Below are 20,365 nucleotides of genomic sequence, written 5' to 3' on the forward strand. Positions count from 1 at the left end.
CCATCATGGCAACAGCGTTCGATATTTACAACACTTCGACAGACACCTGACCCACTGCGGCCTGGGGCACAGAGAGATGAATCAGTCTTCGGAATAGATGCGCGGAACGCGACGCAGGTTGCAGAAGATTTCGTAGGGAATGGTTTCTGCACGCTGGGCCACTTCACTGGCGAGCACCTGCTTGCCCCACAGCTCGACACGGCTGCCGAGCCCGGCCTGCGGCACATCGGTGAGGTCGACGCAGAGCATGTCCATGGACACCCGTCCGAGCAGTCTGGACGGCTGGCCGTCGATCTGCACGGGCGTGCCGGTCGGCGCGTGACGCGGATAGCCGTCGGCGTAGCCCATCGCTACTACGCCGATACGCAAAGGCCGGTCACAGACAAATGTCGCGCCATAGCCCACGGGCTCACCAACGGGCAGTTCACGCACGCTGATGATCTTCGATTCCAGGGTCATCACCGGTTGCAGGCGATCCGCCAGCGGGTGCACCTGATCAAACGGCGTAGCACCGTAGAGCATGATGCCCGGACGCGACCAGTCGCTCGGGATCTGTGGCCAGCCCAGCACCGCCGGGGAGTTTTTCAGGCTGGTTTCCGCTGCCAGCCCCTTGCGAAAGGTCTCGAATACGGCGAGCTGCTCATCACTGCAGGCGCTGTTAAGCTCATCGGCGCGGGAGAAGTGGCTCATCAGCACGATTCTGGCCACTTTGCCGGTTGCCAGCAGACGCTGATAAGCCGCCTGGTACTCGTGAGGATGCAGGCCAACCCGGTGCATGCCGGTGTCGAGCTTGAGCCAGACCGTTATCGGCTTGCCCAGGCGCGCCTGCTCGATGGCCTCCAGTTGCCAGGTCGCGTGTACAACGGTCCACAGGTCATGCTCGACAATCAGCGCCAGCTCGTCGGCCTCGAAAAAGCCTTCAAGCAGCAGGACCGGCGCACGAATGCCTGCCGCACGCAGCTCCAGAGCTTCTTCAATGCAAGCCACTGCAAAACCGTCGGCCTGTGACTCCAGTGCCTGCGCGACGCGCACCGCGCCGTGACCATAGGCATCGGCCTTGACGACGGCGAGCGCTTTGCCGCCGCTGTTTTCACGGGCCAATTGGTAGTTGTGACGCAGTGCCTGAAGATCGATAAAGGCGCGGGCTGGACGCATGATGACGTTACTTGCCTGAAAGGATGGAAAGGGAGAGGACGAACCCGACGCAGGGACGCGCCGGGCAAAGAGGATCAAGGCAGCGCGGCGACCACCGACAGTTCAACGAGCATTTCGGGCTGGCACAGCTTGGCCTCGACCGTTGCGCGTGCAGGCGCGAAACCCTTGGGCAGCCATTTGTCCCAGACGCTGTTCATGCCGGCGAAGTGGGCATTGATGTCTTTCAGGTAAATGGTGACCGACAGGATACGCGTCTTGTCGGTGCCGGCCAGGTCAAGCAGGCGCTCGATGCTGTTCAGTACCTCTCGGGTCTGCTGCTCGACATCCGCAGTCATGTCATTGCCGACCTGGCCCGACAGATAGACGGTGCCATTGTGGACAACGACCTGACTCATGCGCTCATTGGTGAGCTGGCGCTGGATTGACATGCTGTGCATTCTCCTGAGTGTTGCCGTAACGAGAGATATCAAGGCCTTCAGCACTGATACGGGGTGTCTTGCGGGCAATGAGGTCTGCCAGCAAGCGACCGGAACCACACGCCATCGTCCAGCCCAGAGTGCCATGGCCGGTATTGAGGAACAGGTTACGGAACGGTGTTGCACCCACAATCGGTGTGCCGTCGGGCGTGGTCGGACGCAACCCGGTCCAGAAATCGGCCTGGGTCAGGTCGCCGCCCTGAGGATAGAGGTCACCGACGATCATCTCCAGTGTTTCGCGTCGACGCGGATTGAGCGACAGGTCAAAACCGGCTATTTCCGCCATGCCACCGACGCGGATCCGGTTGTCGAAACGGGTGATCGCGACTTTATAGGTTTCATCGAGAATGGTCGAAGTCGGTGCCATGTCCGGGTTGGTGATCGGCACGGTCAGCGAGTAGCCCTTCAGCGGATAGACCGGCGCCTTGATGCCCAGCGGTTTGAGCAACTGCGGCGAGTAACTGCCCAGCGCCAGCACGTAACGATCGGCGGTTTCGAGCTTGCCGTCGATCCACACGCCATTGATGCGGTCGCCAGCGTGGTCGAGGCGTTCGATGTTTTGTCCGTAGCGGAACTCGACACCCAGCGCCACGGCCATTTCCGCCAGGCGCGTGGTGAACAACTGACAGTCACCCGTCTGGTCATTGGGCAGGCGCAATGCACCGCTGAGGATGCCGGTCACACCGGCCAGCGCGGGCTCGACACGGGCAATGCCTTCGCGATCCAGCAGTTCGTAAGGAACACCTGACTGCTCGAGCACAGCGATGTCCTTGGCGGCGTTGTCCAGCTGGGCCTGGGTCCGGAACAACTGCGTGGTGCCCAGGCTGCGCCCTTCGTAGGCGATGCCGGTCTCGAGGCGCAGTTCATCCAGGCAATCGCGACTGTATTCGGACAGGCGTACCATGCGTTCTTTATTGACGGCATAACGGCTGGCCGTGCAGTTGCGCAGCATTTGCGCCATCCACAGGTACTGATCGATATCCGCCGTCGCCTTGATCGCCAATGGCGCATGGCGCTGCAGCAGCCATTTGAGCGCTTTGAGCGGAACACCCGGCGCAGCCCATGGCGAGGCATAGCCCGGAGAAACCTGGCCGGCATTGGCAAAACTGGTTTCCATGGCGGCAGCAGGCTGACGGTCAACGACGGTCACCTGGAAACCGGCACGCGCCAGATAATAAGCACTGGTTGTACCGATAACGCCACTACCCAGGACCAGAACGCGCATGTCGATGACCTCATCGCGGATATCCGCTGATAATTCGAAGTTTTAAGCAAGGATGTGCGCAGTATATTGAGCAATGGGCAGTGCTTCTCACTGTATAAAGATCTATATTTGGTGTTTATTCGCGGCGATAAACGCTTTGCTAGAGGGGAAATGACCCGTGCGCACTCAACACCAGTCAAATCGTGAGCTGGACAAGATCGATCGCAATATTCTGCGCATCCTGCAGGCCGACGGGCGCATCTCGTTCACCGAGCTTGGCGAGCGGGTCGGCCTGTCAACTACGCCCTGTACAGAGCGGGTGCGCAGGCTGGAACGCGAGGGGATCATCATGGGCTACACCGCCCGGCTGAATCCGCAAAGCCTCAAGGCCAGCCTGCTGGTATTCGTCGAGATCAGCCTGGACTACAAGTCTGGCGACACCTTCGAAGAATTCCGCCGTGCCGTGCTGAAGCTTCCCCATGTGCTGGAGTGCCATCTGGTGTCCGGCGACTTCGACTACCTGGTCAAGGCGCGGATTTCCGAAATGGCGTCCTACCGCAAACTGCTGGGCGATATCCTGCTCAAACTGCCGCATGTGCGTGAGTCCAAGAGCTACATCGTCATGGAGGAAGTCAAAGAGAGCCTGAATCTGCCGATTCCCGACTGATTGCCTGCTATACGAGTACCTGGCGAGTCGAGGCCATGTACTCATGAATCTGCTTTTCGACCCGTGGATGGATCAACTCGACCGGCCGACGGCCATTCGGGCAGGGCAGGCTTGCGGTGGTGCCGAACAGGCGGCAGATCAACGGGCGTTCGTCATACACGGTGCAGCCTTGCGGACCAAGGTGTACGCAATTGAGTTCGTCCAGTGCAGCGTCCTGTTCGGCGGCCGTCTTGCGCGGCAGACGCGACATTTCCTCGGGCGACGTGGTCACCGGCCCACAGCAGTCGTGGCAGCCGGGCACACACTCGAACGAAGGAATCTGGCGACGCAGATCCGCTATTTTCTGACAGTTGCAGCTCATTGACTCGACCACTCATACATAAGGTCGCAAGTTTGCCTCAGTTGGCAGGCTCATGACAGCGGCTTATCCTCCCGACACGCCATCCGCCACCAACAGGACACGCTCATGAACGCCCGCGTTCAGCACCCGACTCGTCACGATCAGCACGCTGCTTCCTACTACGCCGCCAGCAGTCATGCGCAAGCGGATCATCCTGCGCTGCAAGGTGAGGTGAAGGTGGATGTGTGCGTAGTAGGCGGCGGATTCTCCGGACTCAACACCGCCATCGAACTGGCCGAGCGCGGGTTCAGCGTGGCGCTGCTCGAAGCGCGCAAGATCGGTTGGGGGGCCAGCGGGCGCAATGGCGGTCAGTTGATTCGCGGGGTCGGTCATGGCGTCGAACAGTTCGCCAATGTCATCGGCAGCGAAGGCGTGCGGCAGCTCAAGCTGCTGGGCATCGAGGCCGTCGAGATCGTGCGTCAGCGCATCGAACGGCATGCTATCGATTGCGACCTGAAATGGGGTTATTGCGATCTGGCCAACAAACCGCGCGACCTGCACAGCCTTGCCGAAGATGCAGAAGAGTTGCGCGGCCTGGGTTATCGCCATGCACTGCAGTTGCTGCAACCCGAAGAGATGCACAGCGTGGTGGGCTCCTCACGCTATGTCGGTGGCCTGATCGACATGGGCTCGGGGCATTTGCATCCGTTGAACCTTGCCTTGGGCGAAGCGGCTGTGGCGCAGTCGCTCGGCGTCCAGTTGTACGAACACTCAGCGGTGACGAACATCGATTATGGCCCGCAGGTTCGGGTGCATACAGCGGGCGGTTCGGTGCAGGCGCAGACCCTGGTGCTGGGTTGCAACGCCTACCTCAATGACTTGAATCCGGAAATCAGCGGCAAGGTGTTGCCTGCCGGCAGCTACATCATCGCCACCGAGCCATTGAGCGAAGCGCAGGCCCGTGAAGTGTTGCCGCAGGACATGGCGGTCTGCGATCAGCGGGTGACGGTGGATTACTACAGGCTGTCTGCCGACCGCCGTTTGCTGTTCGGCGGCGCCTGCCATTACTCGGGGCGTGACCCTGAGGATATCGCCGCGTACATGCGACCGAAGATGCTCGATGTGTTTCCACAACTGGCCTCAGTGAAGATCGATTACCAGTGGGGCGGAATGATCGGCATCGGCGCCAATCGCCTGCCGCAAATTGGCCGGCTCAAGCAGCACCCCAACGTGTTTTATGCTCAGGCCTACTCGGGCCACGGTCTGAATGCCACGCATCTGGCAGGCCGACTGCTGGCCGAAGCCATCGCCGGGCAACATAGCGATGGCTTCGAGTTGTTCGCCAAAGTGCCGCACATGACCTTTCCCGGCGGCAAGCACTTGCGCTCGCCTCTGCTGGCATTGGGCATGCTCTGGCACCGCCTCAAAGAGCTGCGCTAGGCTCAGGGCCTCCAGAACGGTTTCATCGCCTCGACCCGCGCCTGACGGAAATCCAGCCCGATGTCGCGCAACTGGTCGTCCGTCAGTGTCAGCAAGGTACGGCGTGACAACCAGCGGTGGCGATACAGTGCCCAGCGCCCCATGCCTGCCAACAGATCGGCCTTGTTCGAGCGGACCGTTCTGACCGCCGCTGGCCGATACTCATTCAATTCATGGCTGTGAAGCTCAAGGCGCACATCGCTGAACCCGTTCATGTCCTGTTCCCTCATCCTGGGTGGGTGTGGGTTCATGATGAAGCGAACAGCAAAACCAATACAGATCCAAAAGTTCTTTATATTTTCCATACAGAAGATTCAAAAACGCCACTGAATGCTATATTTTCGGCCAATCTGTATTGCTTTACCGCATTCGAATTTCTGAGAGTACGCCATGACGCTCTACGTCAACCTCGCCGAACTGCTCGGCTCGCGCATCGAAAACGGCTTCTATCGCCCCGGCGACCGCCTGCCCTCGGTGCGCGCGTTGAGCGTCGAACATGGCGTCAGCCTGAGTACCGTGCAGCAGGCGTACCGGGTGCTGGAAGACAATGGCCTGGCCGCGCCGAAACCCAAGTCCGGCTATTTCGTCTCGGTCAGCCGAAAAGCCCCTGCGCTGCCAGCGGTCGGCAGGCCAGTGCAGCGGCCTGTGGATATCTCTCAATGGGATCAGGTACTGGACCTGATTCGCGTGGCACCTCTTGAAGCCGTCACGCAACTGGGGCGCGGCATGCCCGATGTCACCAGCCCGACCCTGAAACCGCTGATGCGCGCGCTGAGTCAGTTGAGTCGCCATCAGGACATGCCGGGCCTGTATTACGACAACATCTACGGCGTGCGCAGGCTGCGCGAGCAGATTGCCAGGCTGATGCTCGACTCGGGCTGCAACCTGACCGCCAATGACCTGATCGTCACCAATGGCTGTCATGAAGCGCTGTCAGCGAGTGTCCGGGCCATCTGCTCGCCGGGGGACATCGTGGCGGTGGACTCGCCAAGCTTCTTCGGCGCCATGCAAACGCTCAAGGGCGTGGGCATGAAAGCCATGGAAATCCCTACCGACCCGTTGACCGGCATCAGCCTCGAAGCACTGGAACTGGCGCTGGAGCAATGGCCGATCAAGGTCATTCAGCTGACGCCCAACTGCAACAACCCGCTGGGTTATGTCATGCCTGAAGCACGCAAGCGGGCACTGCTGACCCTGGCGCAGCGCTTCGACGTGGCGATCATCGAAGATGATGTGTATGGAGACCTGGCCTACAACTACCCTCGCCCGCGCACCATCAAATCCTTCGACGAGGACGGTCGCGTGCTGTTGTGCAGTTCGTTTTCCAAGACCCTGGCGCCCGGGCTGCGAATCGGCTGGGTAGCGCCGGGCCGCTATCTGGAGCAGGTGCTGCACATGAAATACATCGGCACCGGCTCGACCGCCCCGCAGCCACAATTGGCCATCGCCGACTTCATCGAAGGCGGCCATTACGAGCCACATGTGCGGCGCATGCGTAGCCAATATCAGCGCAGTCGCGACCAGATGATCGACTGGGTGATGCGCTACTTCCCTGAAGGCACCCGCGCCAGCCGGCCACAAGGCGGCTTCATGCTGTGGGTGGAACTGGCCGAAGGCTTCGACACCCTGCGCCTGAACCGCGCCTTGCTGGGCAAGGGTGTGCAGATCGCTGTGGGCAGTATCTTTTCGGCATCGGGCAAGTACCGCAACTGCATGCGCATGAACTTCGCGACCAAACCCAACCGCGAAATCGAGAGCGCTGTGCGTATCGTGGGCGAGACAATTGCACTACTGAATGCGCAAACTGACTGATGCGGGCAAATCTTTCCCGGTTTTGCGGGTCATATCGCCAAGTCGAGCCATGTCCAGACGCGGAAGATCAATTTGAATAACTCATGGGCCTTGCCCTTTTGCTTGCTGGTTGCGTTATGCGTCAGCGGTTGCGCGCATCAACAGGTCGCCAGTGAGCCAAGCCAGGCCATGCCGTCTTCAGGCTCCGCGTTCGGCCGTTCGATCCAGGCCATGGCCATGCCCCACGAGGGACGTTCTGGCTTTCGTCTGTTGCCTGACAGCAGTGACGCTTTCAAGGCTCGCGCCGAACTGATCCGCAATGCAAAAAGCAGCCTTGATCTGCAGTATTACATCGTCCACGACGGCCTGAGCACGCGCGCCCTGATCGATGAACTGCTCAAGGCGGCAGACCGTGGCGTACGCGTGCGTATCCTGCTGGACGACACCACCAGCGACGGTCTGGATCAGGCCATCGCCACCCTGGCCGCTCACCCGAACATTCAGATTCGCCTGTTCAACCCGCAAAACCTGGGGCGCGAGACCGGCATCACCCGCAGCCTCGGGCGCCTGATGAACCTGTCGCGCCAGCACCGGCGCATGCACAACAAGCTATGGCTGGCCGACAGCAGCGTGGCCATCGTCGGCGGGCGCAACCTGGGCGATGAATACTTCGATGCCGAGCCGAACCTGAATTTCACCGATATCGACATGCTCAGCGTGGGGCCGGTGGCCGAGCAGCTCGGCCACAGCTTCGACCAGTACTGGAACAGCACACTCAGCAAGCCTATCGATGAGTTCATCTATTTCCGGCCAGACGGAGAGGATCTGGCCGAGGCCCGGCGCAAGCTGGACGATTCTCTGGAGCAGGCGCACCAGCAGCACAAGGCGCTGTATGAGCGATTGATGGCCTACAAGACTCAACCGCGCATGAAAACCTGGCTCAACGAGCTGGTCTGGGCTTACAACCAGGCGCTGTGGGATGCACCGACCAAGGTACTGGCGCAGGGCGAGCCTGATCCGCACCTGCTGCTGACCACGCAACTGGCGCCTGAACTGCTGAACACGCACAAGGAACTGATGCTGATCTCGGCCTACTTTGTGCCGGGCCAGGAAGGCTTGCTGTACCTGACCGGTCGGGCCGATGCCGGTGTCAATGTCAGCCTGCTGACCAACTCCCTGGAAGCCACCGACGTGCCTGCCGTGCATGGCGGCTATGCGCCGTACCGCAAGGCACTGCTGGAGCATGGCGTGAAGCTCTTCGAGCTGCGCCGACAGCCTGGCGATACCGAGACGATGCGCGGCAGCGGTCCGCATCTGTTCAAGAAAAGCCATTCTCTGGTCAGTTCCGAATCGAGCCTGCACAGCAAGGCGATGATCTTTGATCGGCAGAAGGTCTTTGTCGGCTCATTCAACTTCGATCCGCGCTCTGTGCTGTGGAATACCGAAGTGGGCGTATTGGTCGACAGCCCGCAACTGGCCGAACAACTGCGCGAACTGACCTTGCAAGGCATGGCCCCGTCGCTCACCTACGAAGCGCGGCTGGAGGACGGCAAAGTGGTGTGGGTGACCGAAGACAACGGGCAGATCCACACGCTGCATACCGAACCGGGCGACTGGTGGCGGCGTTTCAATGCGTGGATGAGCCGCGCCATCGGCCTGGAAAGAATGCTTTAAGCGGGCGCAGCCTGCGTATCGCCGAAAGCGCAGCGTCGCCGGATCAGTATCAGCAGGCCCAAGGCACCTGCAGCCATCATCAGCGGCAAGGCCTCACCGCTGACCCACTGGCTGCCCGCGCCGGCTATCAACGGGCCGAGCAGGCAGCCGATGCCCCACAGTTGAGCGACATGCGCGTTGGCGCGGACCAGCGAATCATCGCGATAGCGTTCGCCGATCAAAATCAGCGACAGGGTAAACAGCCCACCGGCACTGGCACCGAAGACGGTCCACAGCGGCCAGATCAGAACAGTGTCGATCAGCAATGGCACCAGCAGACTGGACGCCAGCAGCAAGGCGGCACAGCCGGTGAACATCGCGCGACGTGAAATGCGGTCGGCGAGCATGCCGATCGGCAGTTGCAGCAGCGCGTCACCGACCACCACCACGCTGACCATGATCAGGGCGATTTCCGGGGTGAAGCCGTGGCGTATGCAGTAAAGCGGCAACAGGGTGAGGATCAGCGCTTCGAACGCAGCAAACAGGGCGACCGCCCAGGCGATGGCAGGCATGCCGCGACAGAAGCCGGACAGGTCGGCAAACGTCACGTTGCAGGATTCGGTCGACGGCGCACCGGTGCGCCCCAGCAGCAGAAACGGTGAGCCGACCAGCAGCGCCACGCCAATCCAGAAACCGTAGTCGGCCTCGGTGCCGATCACGCCCAGCAGCAGCGGACCTGCCAGTTGGCTCAATGCGTAGGTGCTGCCATACAGCGCCACCAGACGCCCGCGCAGGCGCTCGATGACCAGCTGATTGATCCAGCTTTCACCCAGCACGAAGACGATGGTCAGAATGACCCCGAGGGTCAGGCGCAAGACCAGCCAGATCCAGTAATACGGTAGCAGCGCCAGCGCACCGACCGAAAACGCCCCGGCCCACAGACACAGGCGCATCAGATTGGCCGTGCCGAAGCGCGCCGCCAGACGACTGGCCAGCGCCGCGCCGAGCAGCACGCCCACCGCAGGCATCGCCGCCATGATGCCAATGGCGAACGAGCCATAGCCCCAGCCTGCCAGCCGCAATGAAACCAGCGGCATGCTGACGCCCATTGCCAGACCAACGCCCAGCACGGACGCCAGCACAGCAAAATAAGTACCCCAACGCATTTTCAAGCTCCTGCCTGCCCTCACTGCACAATCAAGACCGGACGCAGAGCGTCCAGAACGGCATGCGACGCGGAGCGTCGCACGATAGTTAAGGTTATCGTTCCTCACGCTCCAGCGTGGGAATGCCGTGCGTGACGCTCCGCGTCACAAATCTGCGCCACGCCGCAAACGCGAGACCGGACGCGGAGCGTCCCAGAACTACACGCCCACGCAGAGCCTGGGAGCGATAGGCAAATGACTACAACTTGATCCAGGTCGCCTTCAGTTCGGTGTATTTGTCGAACGCATGCAGCGACTTGTCACGACCGTTGCCCGACTGCTTGAAGCCGCCGAACGGTGCGGTCATGTCGCCGCCGTCGTACTGGTTGACCCATACACTGCCTGCGCGCAAAGCCTTGGCGGTCAGGTGTGCCTTGGAGATGTTCGAGGTCCATACGGCAGCCGCCAGGCCATACTGCGTGTCGTTGGCGATCTGAATCGCCTCTTCGGCAGAATCGAACGTCAGCACCGAAAGCACAGGGCCGAAGATTTCTTCCTGAGCGATTTTCATCGCGTTGTTCACACCGTCGAAAATGGTCGGCTCGACATAGGTGCCGCCGGTCTCCTGCAGAATGCGCTTGCCGCCCGCAACCAGCTTGGCACCATCGGAGTGCCCCGCCTCGATGTAGGACAACACGGTATTCATCTGCTGGGTATCGACCAGCGCGCCTACGGTGGTCGCAGGGTCGAGCGGGTTGCCGGGCTTCCAGGCGCTCAGCGCCTCGATCACCATCGACAGGAAGCGATCCTTGATGGAGCGCTCGACCAGCAAGCGTGAACCGGCGGTGCAGACTTCGCCCTGGTTGAAGGCAATCGCGCTGGCGGCGGCGCTGGCGGCGGCCTGCAGATCAGGCGCGTCGGCAAAGACGATATTCGGGCTCTTGCCGCCGGCTTCCAGCCACACGCGCTTCATGTTCGATTCGCCCGCATAGATCATCAGCTGCTTGGCGATTTTGGTCGAGCCGGTGAAGACCACGGTGTCCACGTCCATATGCAGGGCAAGCGCCTTGCCGACGGTGTGGCCATAGCCAGGCAGCACGTTGAGTACGCCCGCAGGAATACCCGCCTCAATGGCCAGTTGTGCGATACGAATGGCCGTCAGCGGAGATTTTTCCGATGGCTTGAGGATGACCGAGTTGCCAGTGGACAGCGCAGGGCCCAGCTTCCAGCAGGCCATCATCAGCGGAAAATTCCACGGCACGATGGCGGCCACGACACCCACCGGCTCGCGCGTTACCAGACCCAGTTGGTCATGAGGCGTTGCCGCGACTTCGTCATACAGTTTATCGATGGCCTCACCGCTCCAGCTCAGGGCTCTGGCAGCACCGGGAATGTCGACGCCGAACGAGTCGCCAATCGGCTTGCCCATGTCCAGGGTTTCAAGCAAAGCCAGTTCTTCGGCATTGTGCTTGAGCAGCTCGGCGAAACGGATCATCGTTTCTTTGCGCTTGGCCGGAGCCAGTCGCGACCAGGCACCGGAGTTGAAGGCGCTGCGCGCACTGTCGACCGCGCGTTGTGCGTCAGCGGTATCGCAGCTGGCAACCTTGGCAAGCATCCGGCCATCGACCGGGCTGATGCAGTCAAACGTCTCGCCGGAGGAGGCTGCGGTGTATTCACCTTGAATGAAGGCACGGCCTTCGATCTTCAAATTCTGGGCGCGTTGCTCCCAGTCAGCACGAGTCAGGGTGGTCATTTGCATGTCCTCCTCTTGTTGAATGTGGGTGTGTCATGGTTGATTAAAGACACAATCTGAAATTTTTCAGGACGGCCGTTACCCTAAACCAGCGGCCCGACAAAACCAATATATTTGACATAAATAGCCGCTACGGTGCCTTTATGTTGATTTTATTAAACAGCTCAGTACGCGCGCCGAGGCACTAACGCACTGCACGCACGTCAAACCTTCAACGCATTCAGGACAAGGGGCCCCTCATGAGCATCGAAAGCATCGTCGACTTCAGTGAAGCCAGCACCGCCGCCGAGCACTATCGCCCTGCACCGGAAAAGGTCTTCAAGGGCGATCCGGCACAAACCCTCTACAACCACTACAACAGCCCCTGCGGACAGATGAGCGCGGGCGTCTGGAATGGCGAGCCCGGGCAGTGGCAGGTGAATTATTCGGAACACGAGTATTGCGAGATTGTGCAGGGTGTTTCAGTCCTGCGCGACGAGCAGGGCAACGCGAAAACCCTGCGCGCAGGCGACCGCTTTGTGATTCCGGCCGGTTTCAAAGGCACCTGGGAGGTGCTGGAAACATGCCGCAAGATTTATGTGGTGTTTGAGGCGGCTCCAGATAAATAAGTACCGCATCACATCGGGTTTTCTGGAGGATTCTGAGCGCGTCCAGTGAGGACATTCACTCAAAAAGGATTTTGAAAATGACCAACGAAGTTATCGCCCAAGCGCTTCAGTACCTTGTAGGCAGCCGCTATGTGCCTACCGTCAAAGCCTATATCAGCGAAATTACCGGTCTTCAGAAGGTGATCGGCCCTGGCGACATCACGACCAACGACCTCAACCCGAACCGTCTGTACGTCAATGTCGACAAGGACGGTCTGGTGGCCGGCTTCAGCTTCGGCTGATCAGGCGACCGTACCTTCGTCGCCCGACAGCAGCTTCACATGCTTGAAACGCCCGGCGCATCGCGTCGGGCGTTTTGCTGCCTGGATACTGCTGGCAGCTACGCCAGGAACGCAGGCACAAAAAAACCCGCCAAGGCGGGTTTTTTTGTAGCCGACAGAATCAATTACTTGATTTTGCCTTCTTTGTAGATCACGTGCTTGCGTACAACCGGATCGAATTTTTTGATTTCGATTTTATCCGGGGTAGTACGTTTGTTCTTGTCGGTGGTGTAGAAATGGCCTGTACCAGCGCTCGACACCAAACGGATCAATTCACGCATGATTTTCTCCCTTAAATTTTGCCGTCGCGACGCAGTTCAGCGAGCACAACTTCAATGCCACGCTTGTCGATGATACGCATGCCTTTAGCAGATACGCGCAGACGAACAAAACGCTTCTCGCCTTCAACCCAGAAGCGGTGATGCTGCAGGTTTGGCAGGAAACGACGACGGGTTTTGTTGTTTGCGTGGGAAATGTTATTCCCAGTCACCGGACCCTTACCGGTAACTTGACATACTCTCGACATGCCTCAGCCCTCTAAAACCACATGCCCAACCCGGCATGGGTTGGCCGCTTAATCTCTCAGTCATTTGGCGCCAGGCGCCGCGTTTCTTTAAGGGTCTTACCGGCTACACCTACAGTGAAGGAACCGGGCCCCTAGAAAAGAGCGCTGCTTTATACCAGAAAGCCTTTGGCACAACAACAGGCAAAGCACTTTGACCCGAATGATCACGCCTCGCGCAGCGGTATGCTCAAGCACTGCGGGGGCACAGGCAAATCGACCGCTCGTCGCGCCGAGACGATTGTTCTGCGCCAGTACATGGTCTAGGGTTAGTCCCTCACCAGACTGCGCCGGCAGATGGGGCCCTTTCTGAACAGGAAATAACGCCATGCGCCTAGCTGCACTCCCATTTCTACTCGTTCCACTCCTGCTTCCCGTCGCTGCCCAGGCATCGAACCTTGTGGTCTGCACCGAAGCCAGCCCCGAGGGCTTCGACGTTGTACAGTACAACTCGCTGACCACCACCAACGCATCGGCCGACGTGCTGATGAACCGCCTTGTGGACTTCGATGCCAAGAGCGGCAAGCTGGTGCCGAGTCTGGCAGAAAGCTGGACCGTGTCCAAAGACGGCCTGACTTACGACTTCAAGCTGCGCGCCGGAGTGAAATTCCACACCACTGACTATTTCAAGCCGACTCGCGAGCTGAGCGCGGATGACGTGCTGTTCAGCTTCCAGCGCATGCTCGACCCGCAGAACCCGTGGCACAAGATCGCCCAGAGCGGTTTTCCGCATGCGCAATCCATGCAGTTGCCCGCGCTGATCAAGAGTATCGAAGCGCCCGATGCACACACCGTGCGCTTTACGCTCAACCATGCGGACTCGACCTTCCTGGCCACGCTGAGCATGGGTTTCGCCTCGATCTATTCAGCCGAATATACCGCGCAGCTGTTGAAGGCGGGCACGCCGGAGAAACTCAACAGCCAGCCGATCGGCACCGGGCCGTTCGTGTTCAAGCGCTTCCAGAAAGACGCCGCGGTGCGCTATGAGGCGTTCGACGATTACTTCGCCGGCAAGTCTGATATCGACACGCTGGTGTATGCCATCACGCCGGACGCCAATGTGCGCCTGCAGAAAATCCGTCAGGACGAATGCCAGATAGCGCTTTCGCCCAAGCCTCTGGATATTCAGGCAGCCAGCAAGGACGACTCGCTCAAGGTCGAGAAGACTGAAGCGTTCATGACCGCGTTTGTTGCGATCAACAGCCAGCACCCGCCGTTCGACAAGCCGGAAGTTCGCCAGGCCATCAACCTGGCGTTCGACAAGGACAATTACCTGAAAGCCGTGTTCGAAGGCACCGCTGAAAAAGCCAATGGTCCTTATCCGCCCAATACCTGGAGTTACGCCAAGGACCTGCCTGGCTATCAGCACGATGTTGCCAAGGCCAAGGCGCTGTTGGCCAAGGCCGGTGTAAAGGAAGGCTTCAAGACCACTATCTGGACGCGACCTTCCGGGAGCCTGCTGAACCCAAACCCGAGCCTGGGCGCTCAATTGTTGCAGGCTGACTTGAAGCAGGTCGGCATTGATGCCGAGATCAAGATCATTGAGTGGGGCGAACTGATTCGCCGCGCCAAGGCTGGCGAGCATGACCTGCTGTTCATGGGCTGGGCAGGCGACAATGGCGACCCGGATAACTTCCTGACCCCGCAGTTCTCGTGTGCAGCCGTGCAGTCGGGCACCAATTTCGCCCGTTATTGCGACAAGACACTGGACAAGCTGATCGCAGACGGTAAATCAGTCAGTGACCAGGCCGAACGCAGCAAGCTGTATCACCAGGCCCAGCAGCAGATTCAACAGCAGGCACTGTGGATCCCCCTCGCCCACCCGACGGCTGCAGCCCTGGTACGCAAGGACGTCACTGGCTATCAGGTCAGCCCGTTCGGCAGGCAGGATTTCTATAAAGTGCAGGTCAAGTAAGTCCCCAGGCTGACCTGAGGCTCTCTGGGTGACGTCGTGCCAATGCCTGCATTGGCACGACCCTCTGAAGATCGGACGCAGAGCGTCCAGAACGGCATTACCACGCAGAGCGTGGGGGCGATAATCCGGGTGCCCGCCCCATCGCGCACATTGCTCTGCGTCAGCTCTTTACATCAACCCGCGTTCCACCATCGACAGTGGCTCACCGTCTCCCACGATCACGTGGTCAAGCACATGAACATCCACCAGCATCAGCGCTTCCTTGAGGCGCTTGGTCAGGTCGATGTCGGAACGGCTGGGCGTGGTGATACCGGAAGGATGGTTGTGGCAGAGGATCAGACTCGCAGCGTTATGCGCCATCGCTCGTTTTACCACCTGGCGCGGGTGCACGTAGGACGCGTTGATCGTCCCGCGAAACAATATCTCGAAGGTCATGACCCGGTGTTTGTTATCGAGAAACAGGCAGCCGAAGACTTCGTGCGGCTCATGCCGCAGGAGGGCCTTGAGATAGCTGCGAACCTGGGTCGGATTTTCCAGCGCTGACTCACGGCGCAAGGACTCGGCCATATGCCGACGCGCCATTTCCATGACCGCCTGCAACTGAGCGAACTTGGCGGGCCCAAGCCCCAGTTGCGAGGTGAATGCCGACAGATCCGCATCCAGTAACGGTCTGAGCCCGTCAAATTGATTCAGCAGATGACGCGCAAGGTCTACGGCGCTTTTTCCAGCCACGCCGGTGCGTAAAAAGATAGCCAGCAACTCGGCGTCGGAAAGGCTTGCCGCCCCCAACTCCAACAAGCGTTCCCGGGGGCGTTCAGCCGCGGGCCAACTGCGAATACTCATAGCACCTCCATGTGATTGGGCACCGCTGTTCCGGTGCGGTCGCTGTGCTATCTTAGCCCATCTTTTTTGCACGACGATCTGGCCTGGGGAGGCGTCATGGCCGTTGTGTGTTCACTTGACCAAAAAGGCAGGTCTATGCAGCGGCTGTATCGAAAACGCATCGTTCTTGGCGTCGGCGGCGGCATCGCGGCCTACAAGGGCGCTGAGCTGGTCCGCCGCCTGCGCGATCAGGGCGCTGAAGTGCGTGTAGTCATGACCCGGGGCGGTGCAGAGTTCATCACCCCGCTGACCATGCAGGCCCTGTCCGGGCACCCGGTGCACCTGGACCTTCTCGACCCGGCCGCCGAGGCCGCGATGGGCCATATCGAACTGGCCAAGTGGGCCGATCTGATCCTCATCGCACCGGCCACCGCCGACCTCATCGCGCGCCTGGCGCAAGGCATCGCCAACGACCTGCTGACCACTATCGTGCTGGCCACCGACGCGACCGTCGCCATTGCCCCGGCGATGAACCAGGCAATGTGGCGTGACGCCTCGGTGCAGGCCAATACCCGTCTGCTCGAAGAGCGCGATTTTCGTGTGTTCGGGCCGGCGTCCGGCAGTCAGGCGTGTGGCGATGTCGGTTTCGGGCGCATGCTGGAGGCCGACGATCTGGCCCAGTGCGCGGCCGACTGCTTCCAGCGCCTGACGCTGACCGGCAAGCATGTGCTGATTACCGCAGGCCCGACCCAGGAAAACATCGACCCGGTGCGCTACATCACCAACCACAGCTCGGGAAAAATGGGCTTTGCTCTGGCCGAAGCGGCTGTGGAGGCCGGCGCTCGCGTCACGTTGATCACCGGGCCGGTCAACCTGCCTACGCCTGATCGCGTCTCGCGCATCGATGTGGTCAGCGCCCGCGACATGCTGGCAGCGTGCGAGGCGGCCATCCCCTGCGACCTGTTCATCGCTTCTGCAGCCGTGGCTGACTACCGTCCGGAAGTCGTTGCCCCGCACAAATTGAAGAAAGATCCTTCGAACGGTGACGGCTTGCTGCTGCAGATGGTGCGCAATCCGGATATTCTGGCGACCATCGCAACCCGCCCTGATCGCCCCTTCAGTGTCGGCTTTGCCGCCGAGACCGAACACCTGCTCGACTACGCTGCCCGCAAGCTCAAGGACAAGAACCTCGACCTGATTGTCGCCAACGATGTCGCCAACCCCAGCATCGGCTTCAACAGCGAGGAAAACGCCTGCAGCGTGATTGACCGGGCGTTGCACGCAACGCTTTTTGCCCAGACCAGCAAGGCCAAGATTGCCCGCCAGCTGGTCACTTTTATCGCCGACCGCATGAATCAGGTTTAACTACGAATGCACGCTCTACAAGCCAAGATCCTCGACCCTCGCATTGGCAACGAATTCCCGCTGCCGGCCTACGCCACTGTCGGCTCGGCTGGCCTGGACCTGCGCGCCATGCTCAAGGAGGACACGGTCCTCGAACCGGGGCAGACCCTGCTGATCCCTACCGGCCTGTCGATTTACATTGGCGATCCGGGCCTTGCTGCGCTGATCCTGCCGCGCTCCGGCCTGGGCCACAAACACGGCATCGTGCTGGGCAATCTGGTGGGCCTGATCGACTCCGATTATCAGGGCGAACTGATGGTCTCCTGCTGGAACCGCGGCCAGGCTGCCTTCAACATCGCCGTCGGCGAGCGCATCGCCCAATTGGTCCTGGTGCCGGTCGTACAGGCGCATTTCGAGCTGGTTGAAGCGTTCGACGAAAGTCAGCGTGGCGCTGGCGGCTTCGGTCATTCCGGCAGTCATTGATCGCCATTCGGCACATAATCCGGGTTCGGGACAAGACTCAGGGAGAGGTCGGTGAAAGGTAGTCAGCACAGCGCTTCACAGCACGCCATACCCGCCGATAACTCGCCTCCGGCTGCGAGTCTCAAAGGGCTCGCGCCTGGCCTGGTGCCTGCCGCCATCGGCCTGCTGATTGCTGCGGCACTGGTCTGGACAGCTCTGGCCACCGGTCCGCAGCAACAGGACCAGCTTGTTCAGGCCTGGGGCGGCAGTCAGGCAGCAGCGGTGGGTCTGGCGCTGCATCAGATCAACGCGGACACCCAGTCGGCGGCCTCCGGCGCAGCACTTGTGCAGACGCTTCAGAGCAATGACGCCGCTGCCCTGCTGGCCGCTCAGGAGCGATTTACCCGTTGGGACGGCCTTGCAGGTGCTCGGCTGTACTCCAAGGGGCTGGCCGATGTGGACACGCAAGGCGCACTGCCCGTCAGTTTCGCCACCCTGGACATGCTCAACAAGGCCGCACAAGGTGAGACTGTCGCCCCGGAGGCGCGCAAGGTCGGCGAGCGCTGGTTGATCTACAGCGCCGCACCGGTGCGTGCCACTGCCACTCAGCCGGTGATGGGTACGTTGCTGCTGGCCTTTGACCTGCAGCGCTTGCTCAATGCCTTGCCGACGCTGCCTGCCGATGCCGGGCAAGTGGTGCTCAGCCAGCAATTCGGCAGCGGGCCTGCTCAGGTTTTCCTGCAGCGCGGTCAGGCCGATGACGGCAAAGCCCAGGCCTTCGATACCGGTTATCCAGGCTGGAAACTCGAGTTCACGCCCGGTCCCGGGCTGAAAACCTCTCCATCCGTGATGCTTCTGCTGCTGGCATTGATTATCGCTGCAGCGGGCGTGCTGCTTGGCTTGCACCGTAATGAACGGGCCCTGCAGAAGCGTATTTGCGCCGACGCACGGCAACTGGATCAGCTGCTCCAAGAACTCTCACGCGGAAAAGCCGTCAAACCCTTCGGTTTGAGCCTCCCGGCCCTTAGTGGTCTGGCTCAGGCACTTGCTCGTGTCTCGCTTCGTAGTCAGCCTCAGGCAGCGCCTGTCCTGGCGGCGGGCGAGCAGCGCGATGCAGATATTGCCAAAGGCAGTGCTTCGTCCACCGTGGCTGCATCACGCACCGACTGGACCGATCCGCTGTTTCAAGATACCGATATCCTTGATATCGACCTTCTCGACGAAAACCAGGACTTCCTGAGATCGGAGCATAACCTCGCTATGAATAGCCCAGCATCCGTGGCACCCAACCTTCCCGAGACTATTTTCCGTGCCTACGACATTCGTGGCGTGGTCGGGGACACCCTCAACGCTGAAACGGCTTACTGGATCGGCCGCGCCATTGGCTCTGAAAGCCTGGCGCAGAACGAACCCAACGTCAGCGTTGGCCGCGACGGTCGCCTTTCCGGCCCTGAACTGGTAGAGCAACTGATTCAAGGTCTGCACGACAGCGGCTGCCACGTCAGCGATGTGGGCCTGGTGCCAACGCCTGCGCTGTATTACGCAGCCAACGTGCTGGCCGGCAAGACCGGCGTCATGCTGACCGGCAGCCACAACCCCAAGGACTACAACGGCTTCAAGATCGTCATCGCCGGCGACACCCTCGCCAACGAGCAGATCCAGGCACTGCACGAGCGCATCAAGACCAACAACCTGACGTCGCAGAAAGGCAGCATCACCAAAGTCGACATCCTTGATCGCTACTTCCAGCAGATCAAGAATGACATCGTCATGGCGCGCAAGCTGAAGGTCGTGGTCGACTGCGGCAATGGCGCGGCAGGCGTGATCGCTCCGCAACTGATCGAAGCGCTGGGCTGTGAAGTGATCTCGCTGTTTGCGGAAGTGGACGGCAACTTCCCCAACCACCACCCGGATCCGGGCAAGCTGGAAAACCTGCAGGACCTGATTGCCAAGGTCAAGGAAACCGGTGCCGACCTGGGCCTGGCCTTCGACGGTGACGGCGACCGTGTCGGTGTCGTGACCAACGCGGGCAACGTGGTGTACCCGGACCGCCTGTTGATGCTGTTCGCGCTGGACGTGCTCAAGCGCAATCCGGGTGCCGACATCATTTTCGACGTGAAATGCACACGCCGCCTGACTCCGCTGATCAGCGAACATGGCGGTCGTCCGGTGATGTGGAAAACCGGTCACTCGCTGATCAAAAAAGAAATGAAGAAAAGCGGTGCGCTGCTGGCAGGCGAAATGAGCGGTCACATCTTCTTCAAGGAACGCTGGTTCGGTTTCGATGATGGCATCTACAGCGCAGCACGCCTGCTGGAGATCCTCAGTCAGGAAAAGGCCAATGCCGAAGACCTGTTCGAGACCTTCCCGAACGATATTTCGACGCCTGAAATCAACATCAAGGTGACGGATGTCACCAAGTTCAGCATCATCAAGGCCCTTGAAACGGATGCGCAGTGGGGCGATGCCAAACTGACCACCATCGACGGTGTCCGTGTGGACTATCCGAAGGGCTGGGGTCTGGTTCGTGCCTCCAATACCACGCCGGTACTGGTGCTGCGTTTTGAAGCCGAAACCGAGGCCGAATTGCAGCGTATCAAGGACGTGTTCCACGCAGAACTCAAGAAAGTTGCGCCGGACCTCGACCTGCCATTTTGATTGTTTTTCCT

Annotated in this window: 20 protein-coding genes; 10 read left to right on the top strand and 10 right to left on the bottom strand. The window is 60.3% G+C overall.

Going from position 1 to position 20,365, the window contains the following annotated elements:
* Window positions 1–81: 81 nt before the first annotated feature.
* The 3 genes from alr to dadA form a co-directional block, all read right to left on the bottom strand.
* Entirely contained in the window at window positions 82–1,155 is a 1,074-nt protein-coding gene (gene alr, locus LCH65_RS15415; protein ID WP_044309689.1) for an alanine racemase, read from the bottom strand.
* 74 nt (window positions 1,156–1,229) lie between these two features.
* On the bottom strand, window positions 1,230–1,583 hold the full coding sequence (locus LCH65_RS15420) for a RidA family protein (RefSeq protein ID WP_003432191.1): 354 nt from the start codon (window positions 1,581–1,583) through the stop codon (window positions 1,230–1,232).
* Window positions 1,555–2,856 (bottom strand): D-amino acid dehydrogenase, encoded by a 1,302-nt coding sequence (gene dadA / locus LCH65_RS15425; RefSeq protein WP_003367454.1) that lies wholly within the window; start codon window positions 2,854–2,856, stop codon window positions 1,555–1,557. Before dadA ends, LCH65_RS15420 begins: the two co-directional genes overlap by 29 nt.
* Before the next feature lie 157 nt (window positions 2,857–3,013).
* On the opposite strand from dadA, the gene dadR reads away from it, so the two are divergent.
* A complete protein-coding gene (gene dadR / locus LCH65_RS15430; RefSeq protein WP_003314011.1) occupies window positions 3,014–3,502 on the top strand; it encodes a transcriptional regulator DadR in 489 nt (162 codons plus the stop codon).
* A gap of 7 nt (window positions 3,503–3,509) precedes the next feature.
* Here the strand turns inward: dadR and LCH65_RS15435 are convergent, their stop codons facing one another.
* Window positions 3,510–3,863 carry a YkgJ family cysteine cluster protein gene (locus LCH65_RS15435; RefSeq protein WP_096105887.1) on the bottom strand — a complete coding sequence of 118 codons (354 nt, stop codon included), beginning with the start codon at window positions 3,861–3,863 and terminating at the stop codon, window positions 3,510–3,512.
* Window positions 3,864–3,968: 105 nt separating this feature from the next.
* Here LCH65_RS15435 and LCH65_RS15440 point away from each other — a divergent pair, with 105 nt between their 5' ends.
* Complete coding sequence (locus LCH65_RS15440) at window positions 3,969–5,282, top strand: FAD-binding oxidoreductase (protein ID WP_226439593.1); 1,314 nt, start codon at window positions 3,969–3,971, stop codon at window positions 5,280–5,282.
* Between the two features lie 2 nt (window positions 5,283–5,284).
* On the opposite strand, the gene LCH65_RS15445 is transcribed toward LCH65_RS15440, so the two are convergent.
* Window positions 5,285–5,536 (bottom strand): DUF1127 domain-containing protein, encoded by a 252-nt coding sequence (locus LCH65_RS15445; protein ID WP_226439594.1) that lies wholly within the window; start codon window positions 5,534–5,536, stop codon window positions 5,285–5,287.
* A 175-nt stretch (window positions 5,537–5,711) separates the two neighbouring features.
* Here LCH65_RS15445 and LCH65_RS15450 point away from each other — a divergent pair, with 175 nt between their 5' ends.
* Both LCH65_RS15450 and LCH65_RS15455 read left to right on the top strand, forming a co-directional pair.
* Window positions 5,712–7,133: a PLP-dependent aminotransferase family protein gene (locus tag LCH65_RS15450; protein WP_003432187.1), complete on the top strand. Its 1,422-nt coding sequence runs from the start codon at window positions 5,712–5,714 to the stop codon at window positions 7,131–7,133.
* 72 nt (window positions 7,134–7,205) lie between these two features.
* Complete coding sequence (locus LCH65_RS15455; RefSeq protein WP_046718806.1) at window positions 7,206–8,786, top strand: phospholipase D family protein; 1,581 nt, start codon at window positions 7,206–7,208, stop codon at window positions 8,784–8,786.
* On the opposite strand, the gene LCH65_RS15460 is transcribed toward LCH65_RS15455, so the two are convergent.
* On the bottom strand, window positions 8,783–9,931 hold the full coding sequence (locus LCH65_RS15460) for an MFS transporter (RefSeq protein WP_074806574.1): 1,149 nt from the start codon (window positions 9,929–9,931) through the stop codon (window positions 8,783–8,785). The genes LCH65_RS15455 and LCH65_RS15460 overlap by 4 nt on opposite strands.
* A gap of 238 nt (window positions 9,932–10,169) precedes the next feature.
* Window positions 10,170–11,663, bottom strand: coding sequence for an aldehyde dehydrogenase (locus tag LCH65_RS15465; protein ID WP_226439595.1), 1,494 nt, complete (start codon window positions 11,661–11,663; stop codon window positions 10,170–10,172).
* A gap of 239 nt (window positions 11,664–11,902) precedes the next feature.
* Between LCH65_RS15465 and LCH65_RS15470 the strand changes: the two genes are divergently transcribed.
* Window positions 11,903–12,271, top strand: coding sequence for a cupin domain-containing protein (locus LCH65_RS15470; protein ID WP_003367469.1), 369 nt, complete (start codon window positions 11,903–11,905; stop codon window positions 12,269–12,271).
* Window positions 12,272–12,348: 77 nt separating this feature from the next.
* Window positions 12,349–12,552: an I78 family peptidase inhibitor gene (locus LCH65_RS15475; RefSeq protein ID WP_057432204.1), complete on the top strand. Its 204-nt coding sequence runs from the start codon at window positions 12,349–12,351 to the stop codon at window positions 12,550–12,552.
* A 164-nt stretch (window positions 12,553–12,716) separates the two neighbouring features.
* Here the strand turns inward: LCH65_RS15475 and rpmG are convergent, their stop codons facing one another.
* Complete coding sequence (rpmG, locus tag LCH65_RS15480) at window positions 12,717–12,872, bottom strand: 50S ribosomal protein L33 (protein ID WP_002551515.1); 156 nt, start codon at window positions 12,870–12,872, stop codon at window positions 12,717–12,719.
* A gap of 11 nt (window positions 12,873–12,883) precedes the next feature.
* Window positions 12,884–13,117 carry a 50S ribosomal protein L28 gene (rpmB, locus tag LCH65_RS15485; RefSeq protein ID WP_002551514.1) on the bottom strand — a complete coding sequence of 78 codons (234 nt, stop codon included), beginning with the start codon at window positions 13,115–13,117 and terminating at the stop codon, window positions 12,884–12,886.
* Between the two features lie 364 nt (window positions 13,118–13,481).
* On the opposite strand from rpmB, the gene LCH65_RS15490 reads away from it, so the two are divergent.
* Window positions 13,482–15,068 carry an ABC transporter substrate-binding protein gene (locus tag LCH65_RS15490; protein WP_044309681.1) on the top strand — a complete coding sequence of 529 codons (1,587 nt, stop codon included), beginning with the start codon at window positions 13,482–13,484 and terminating at the stop codon, window positions 15,066–15,068.
* Between the two features lie 168 nt (window positions 15,069–15,236).
* On the opposite strand, the gene radC is transcribed toward LCH65_RS15490, so the two are convergent.
* The gene (gene radC, locus LCH65_RS15495; protein WP_003432182.1) at window positions 15,237–15,911 is read right to left on the bottom strand and encodes a DNA repair protein RadC; all 675 of its coding nucleotides are present in this window, start codon (window positions 15,909–15,911) and stop codon (window positions 15,237–15,239) included.
* 135 nt (window positions 15,912–16,046) lie between these two features.
* Between radC and coaBC the strand changes: the two genes are divergently transcribed.
* Genes coaBC through LCH65_RS26330 form a run of 3 tightly spaced genes read left to right on the top strand, consistent with a single transcriptional unit; the run spans window position 16,047 to window position 20,354 of the window.
* Window positions 16,047–17,255, top strand: a complete 1,209-nt coding sequence (gene coaBC / locus LCH65_RS15500; RefSeq protein WP_003367473.1) for a bifunctional phosphopantothenoylcysteine decarboxylase/phosphopantothenate--cysteine ligase CoaBC — start codon at window positions 16,047–16,049, stop codon at window positions 17,253–17,255.
* Between the two features lie 6 nt (window positions 17,256–17,261).
* Window positions 17,262–17,717 (top strand): dUTP diphosphatase, encoded by a 456-nt coding sequence (gene dut, locus LCH65_RS15505; protein ID WP_003367474.1) that lies wholly within the window; start codon window positions 17,262–17,264, stop codon window positions 17,715–17,717.
* Window positions 17,718–17,768: 51 nt separating this feature from the next.
* Entirely contained in the window at window positions 17,769–20,354 is a 2,586-nt protein-coding gene (locus LCH65_RS26330; protein ID WP_054081213.1) for a phosphomannomutase/phosphoglucomutase, read from the top strand.
* Window positions 20,355–20,365: the final 11 nt, after the last annotated feature.

It is taken from the genome of Pseudomonas sp. MWU16-30316 (genome assembly GCF_020515645.1).
GTDB lineage: Bacteria > Pseudomonadota > Gammaproteobacteria > Pseudomonadales > Pseudomonadaceae > Aquipseudomonas > Aquipseudomonas cerasi.

What these genes read in the sequence shown, in the direction of transcription:
- coaBC (WP_003367473.1), top strand. Translation starts at nt 16,047, where the DNA reads ATGCAGCGGCTGTATCGAAAACGCATCGTTCTTGGCGTCGGCGGCGGC.
- radC (WP_003432182.1), bottom strand. Translation starts at nt 15,911, where the DNA reads ATGAGTATTCGCAGTTGGCCCGCGGCTGAACGCCCCCGGGAACGCTTG.
- dut (WP_003367474.1), top strand. Translation starts at nt 17,262, where the DNA reads ATGCACGCTCTACAAGCCAAGATCCTCGACCCTCGCATTGGCAACGAA.
- LCH65_RS15420 (WP_003432191.1), bottom strand. Translation starts at nt 1,583, where the DNA reads ATGTCAATCCAGCGCCAGCTCACCAATGAGCGCATGAGTCAGGTCGTT.
- LCH65_RS15435 (WP_096105887.1), bottom strand. Translation starts at nt 3,863, where the DNA reads ATGAGCTGCAACTGTCAGAAAATAGCGGATCTGCGTCGCCAGATTCCT.
- rpmB (WP_002551514.1), bottom strand. Translation starts at nt 13,117, where the DNA reads ATGTCGAGAGTATGTCAAGTTACCGGTAAGGGTCCGGTGACTGGGAAT.
- LCH65_RS15440 (WP_226439593.1), top strand. Translation starts at nt 3,969, where the DNA reads ATGAACGCCCGCGTTCAGCACCCGACTCGTCACGATCAGCACGCTGCT.
- LCH65_RS15465 (WP_226439595.1), bottom strand. Translation starts at nt 11,663, where the DNA reads ATGACCACCCTGACTCGTGCTGACTGGGAGCAACGCGCCCAGAATTTG.
- LCH65_RS15470 (WP_003367469.1), top strand. Translation starts at nt 11,903, where the DNA reads ATGAGCATCGAAAGCATCGTCGACTTCAGTGAAGCCAGCACCGCCGCC.
- alr (WP_044309689.1), bottom strand. Translation starts at nt 1,155, where the DNA reads ATGCGTCCAGCCCGCGCCTTTATCGATCTTCAGGCACTGCGTCACAAC.
- dadA (WP_003367454.1), bottom strand. Translation starts at nt 2,856, where the DNA reads ATGCGCGTTCTGGTCCTGGGTAGTGGCGTTATCGGTACAACCAGTGCT.
- LCH65_RS15445 (WP_226439594.1), bottom strand. Translation starts at nt 5,536, where the DNA reads ATGAACGGGTTCAGCGATGTGCGCCTTGAGCTTCACAGCCATGAATTG.
- LCH65_RS15475 (WP_057432204.1), top strand. Translation starts at nt 12,349, where the DNA reads ATGACCAACGAAGTTATCGCCCAAGCGCTTCAGTACCTTGTAGGCAGC.
- LCH65_RS15460 (WP_074806574.1), bottom strand. Translation starts at nt 9,931, where the DNA reads ATGCGTTGGGGTACTTATTTTGCTGTGCTGGCGTCCGTGCTGGGCGTT.
- LCH65_RS15490 (WP_044309681.1), top strand. Translation starts at nt 13,482, where the DNA reads ATGCGCCTAGCTGCACTCCCATTTCTACTCGTTCCACTCCTGCTTCCC.
- LCH65_RS15450 (WP_003432187.1), top strand. Translation starts at nt 5,712, where the DNA reads ATGACGCTCTACGTCAACCTCGCCGAACTGCTCGGCTCGCGCATCGAA.
- rpmG (WP_002551515.1), bottom strand. Translation starts at nt 12,872, where the DNA reads ATGCGTGAATTGATCCGTTTGGTGTCGAGCGCTGGTACAGGCCATTTC.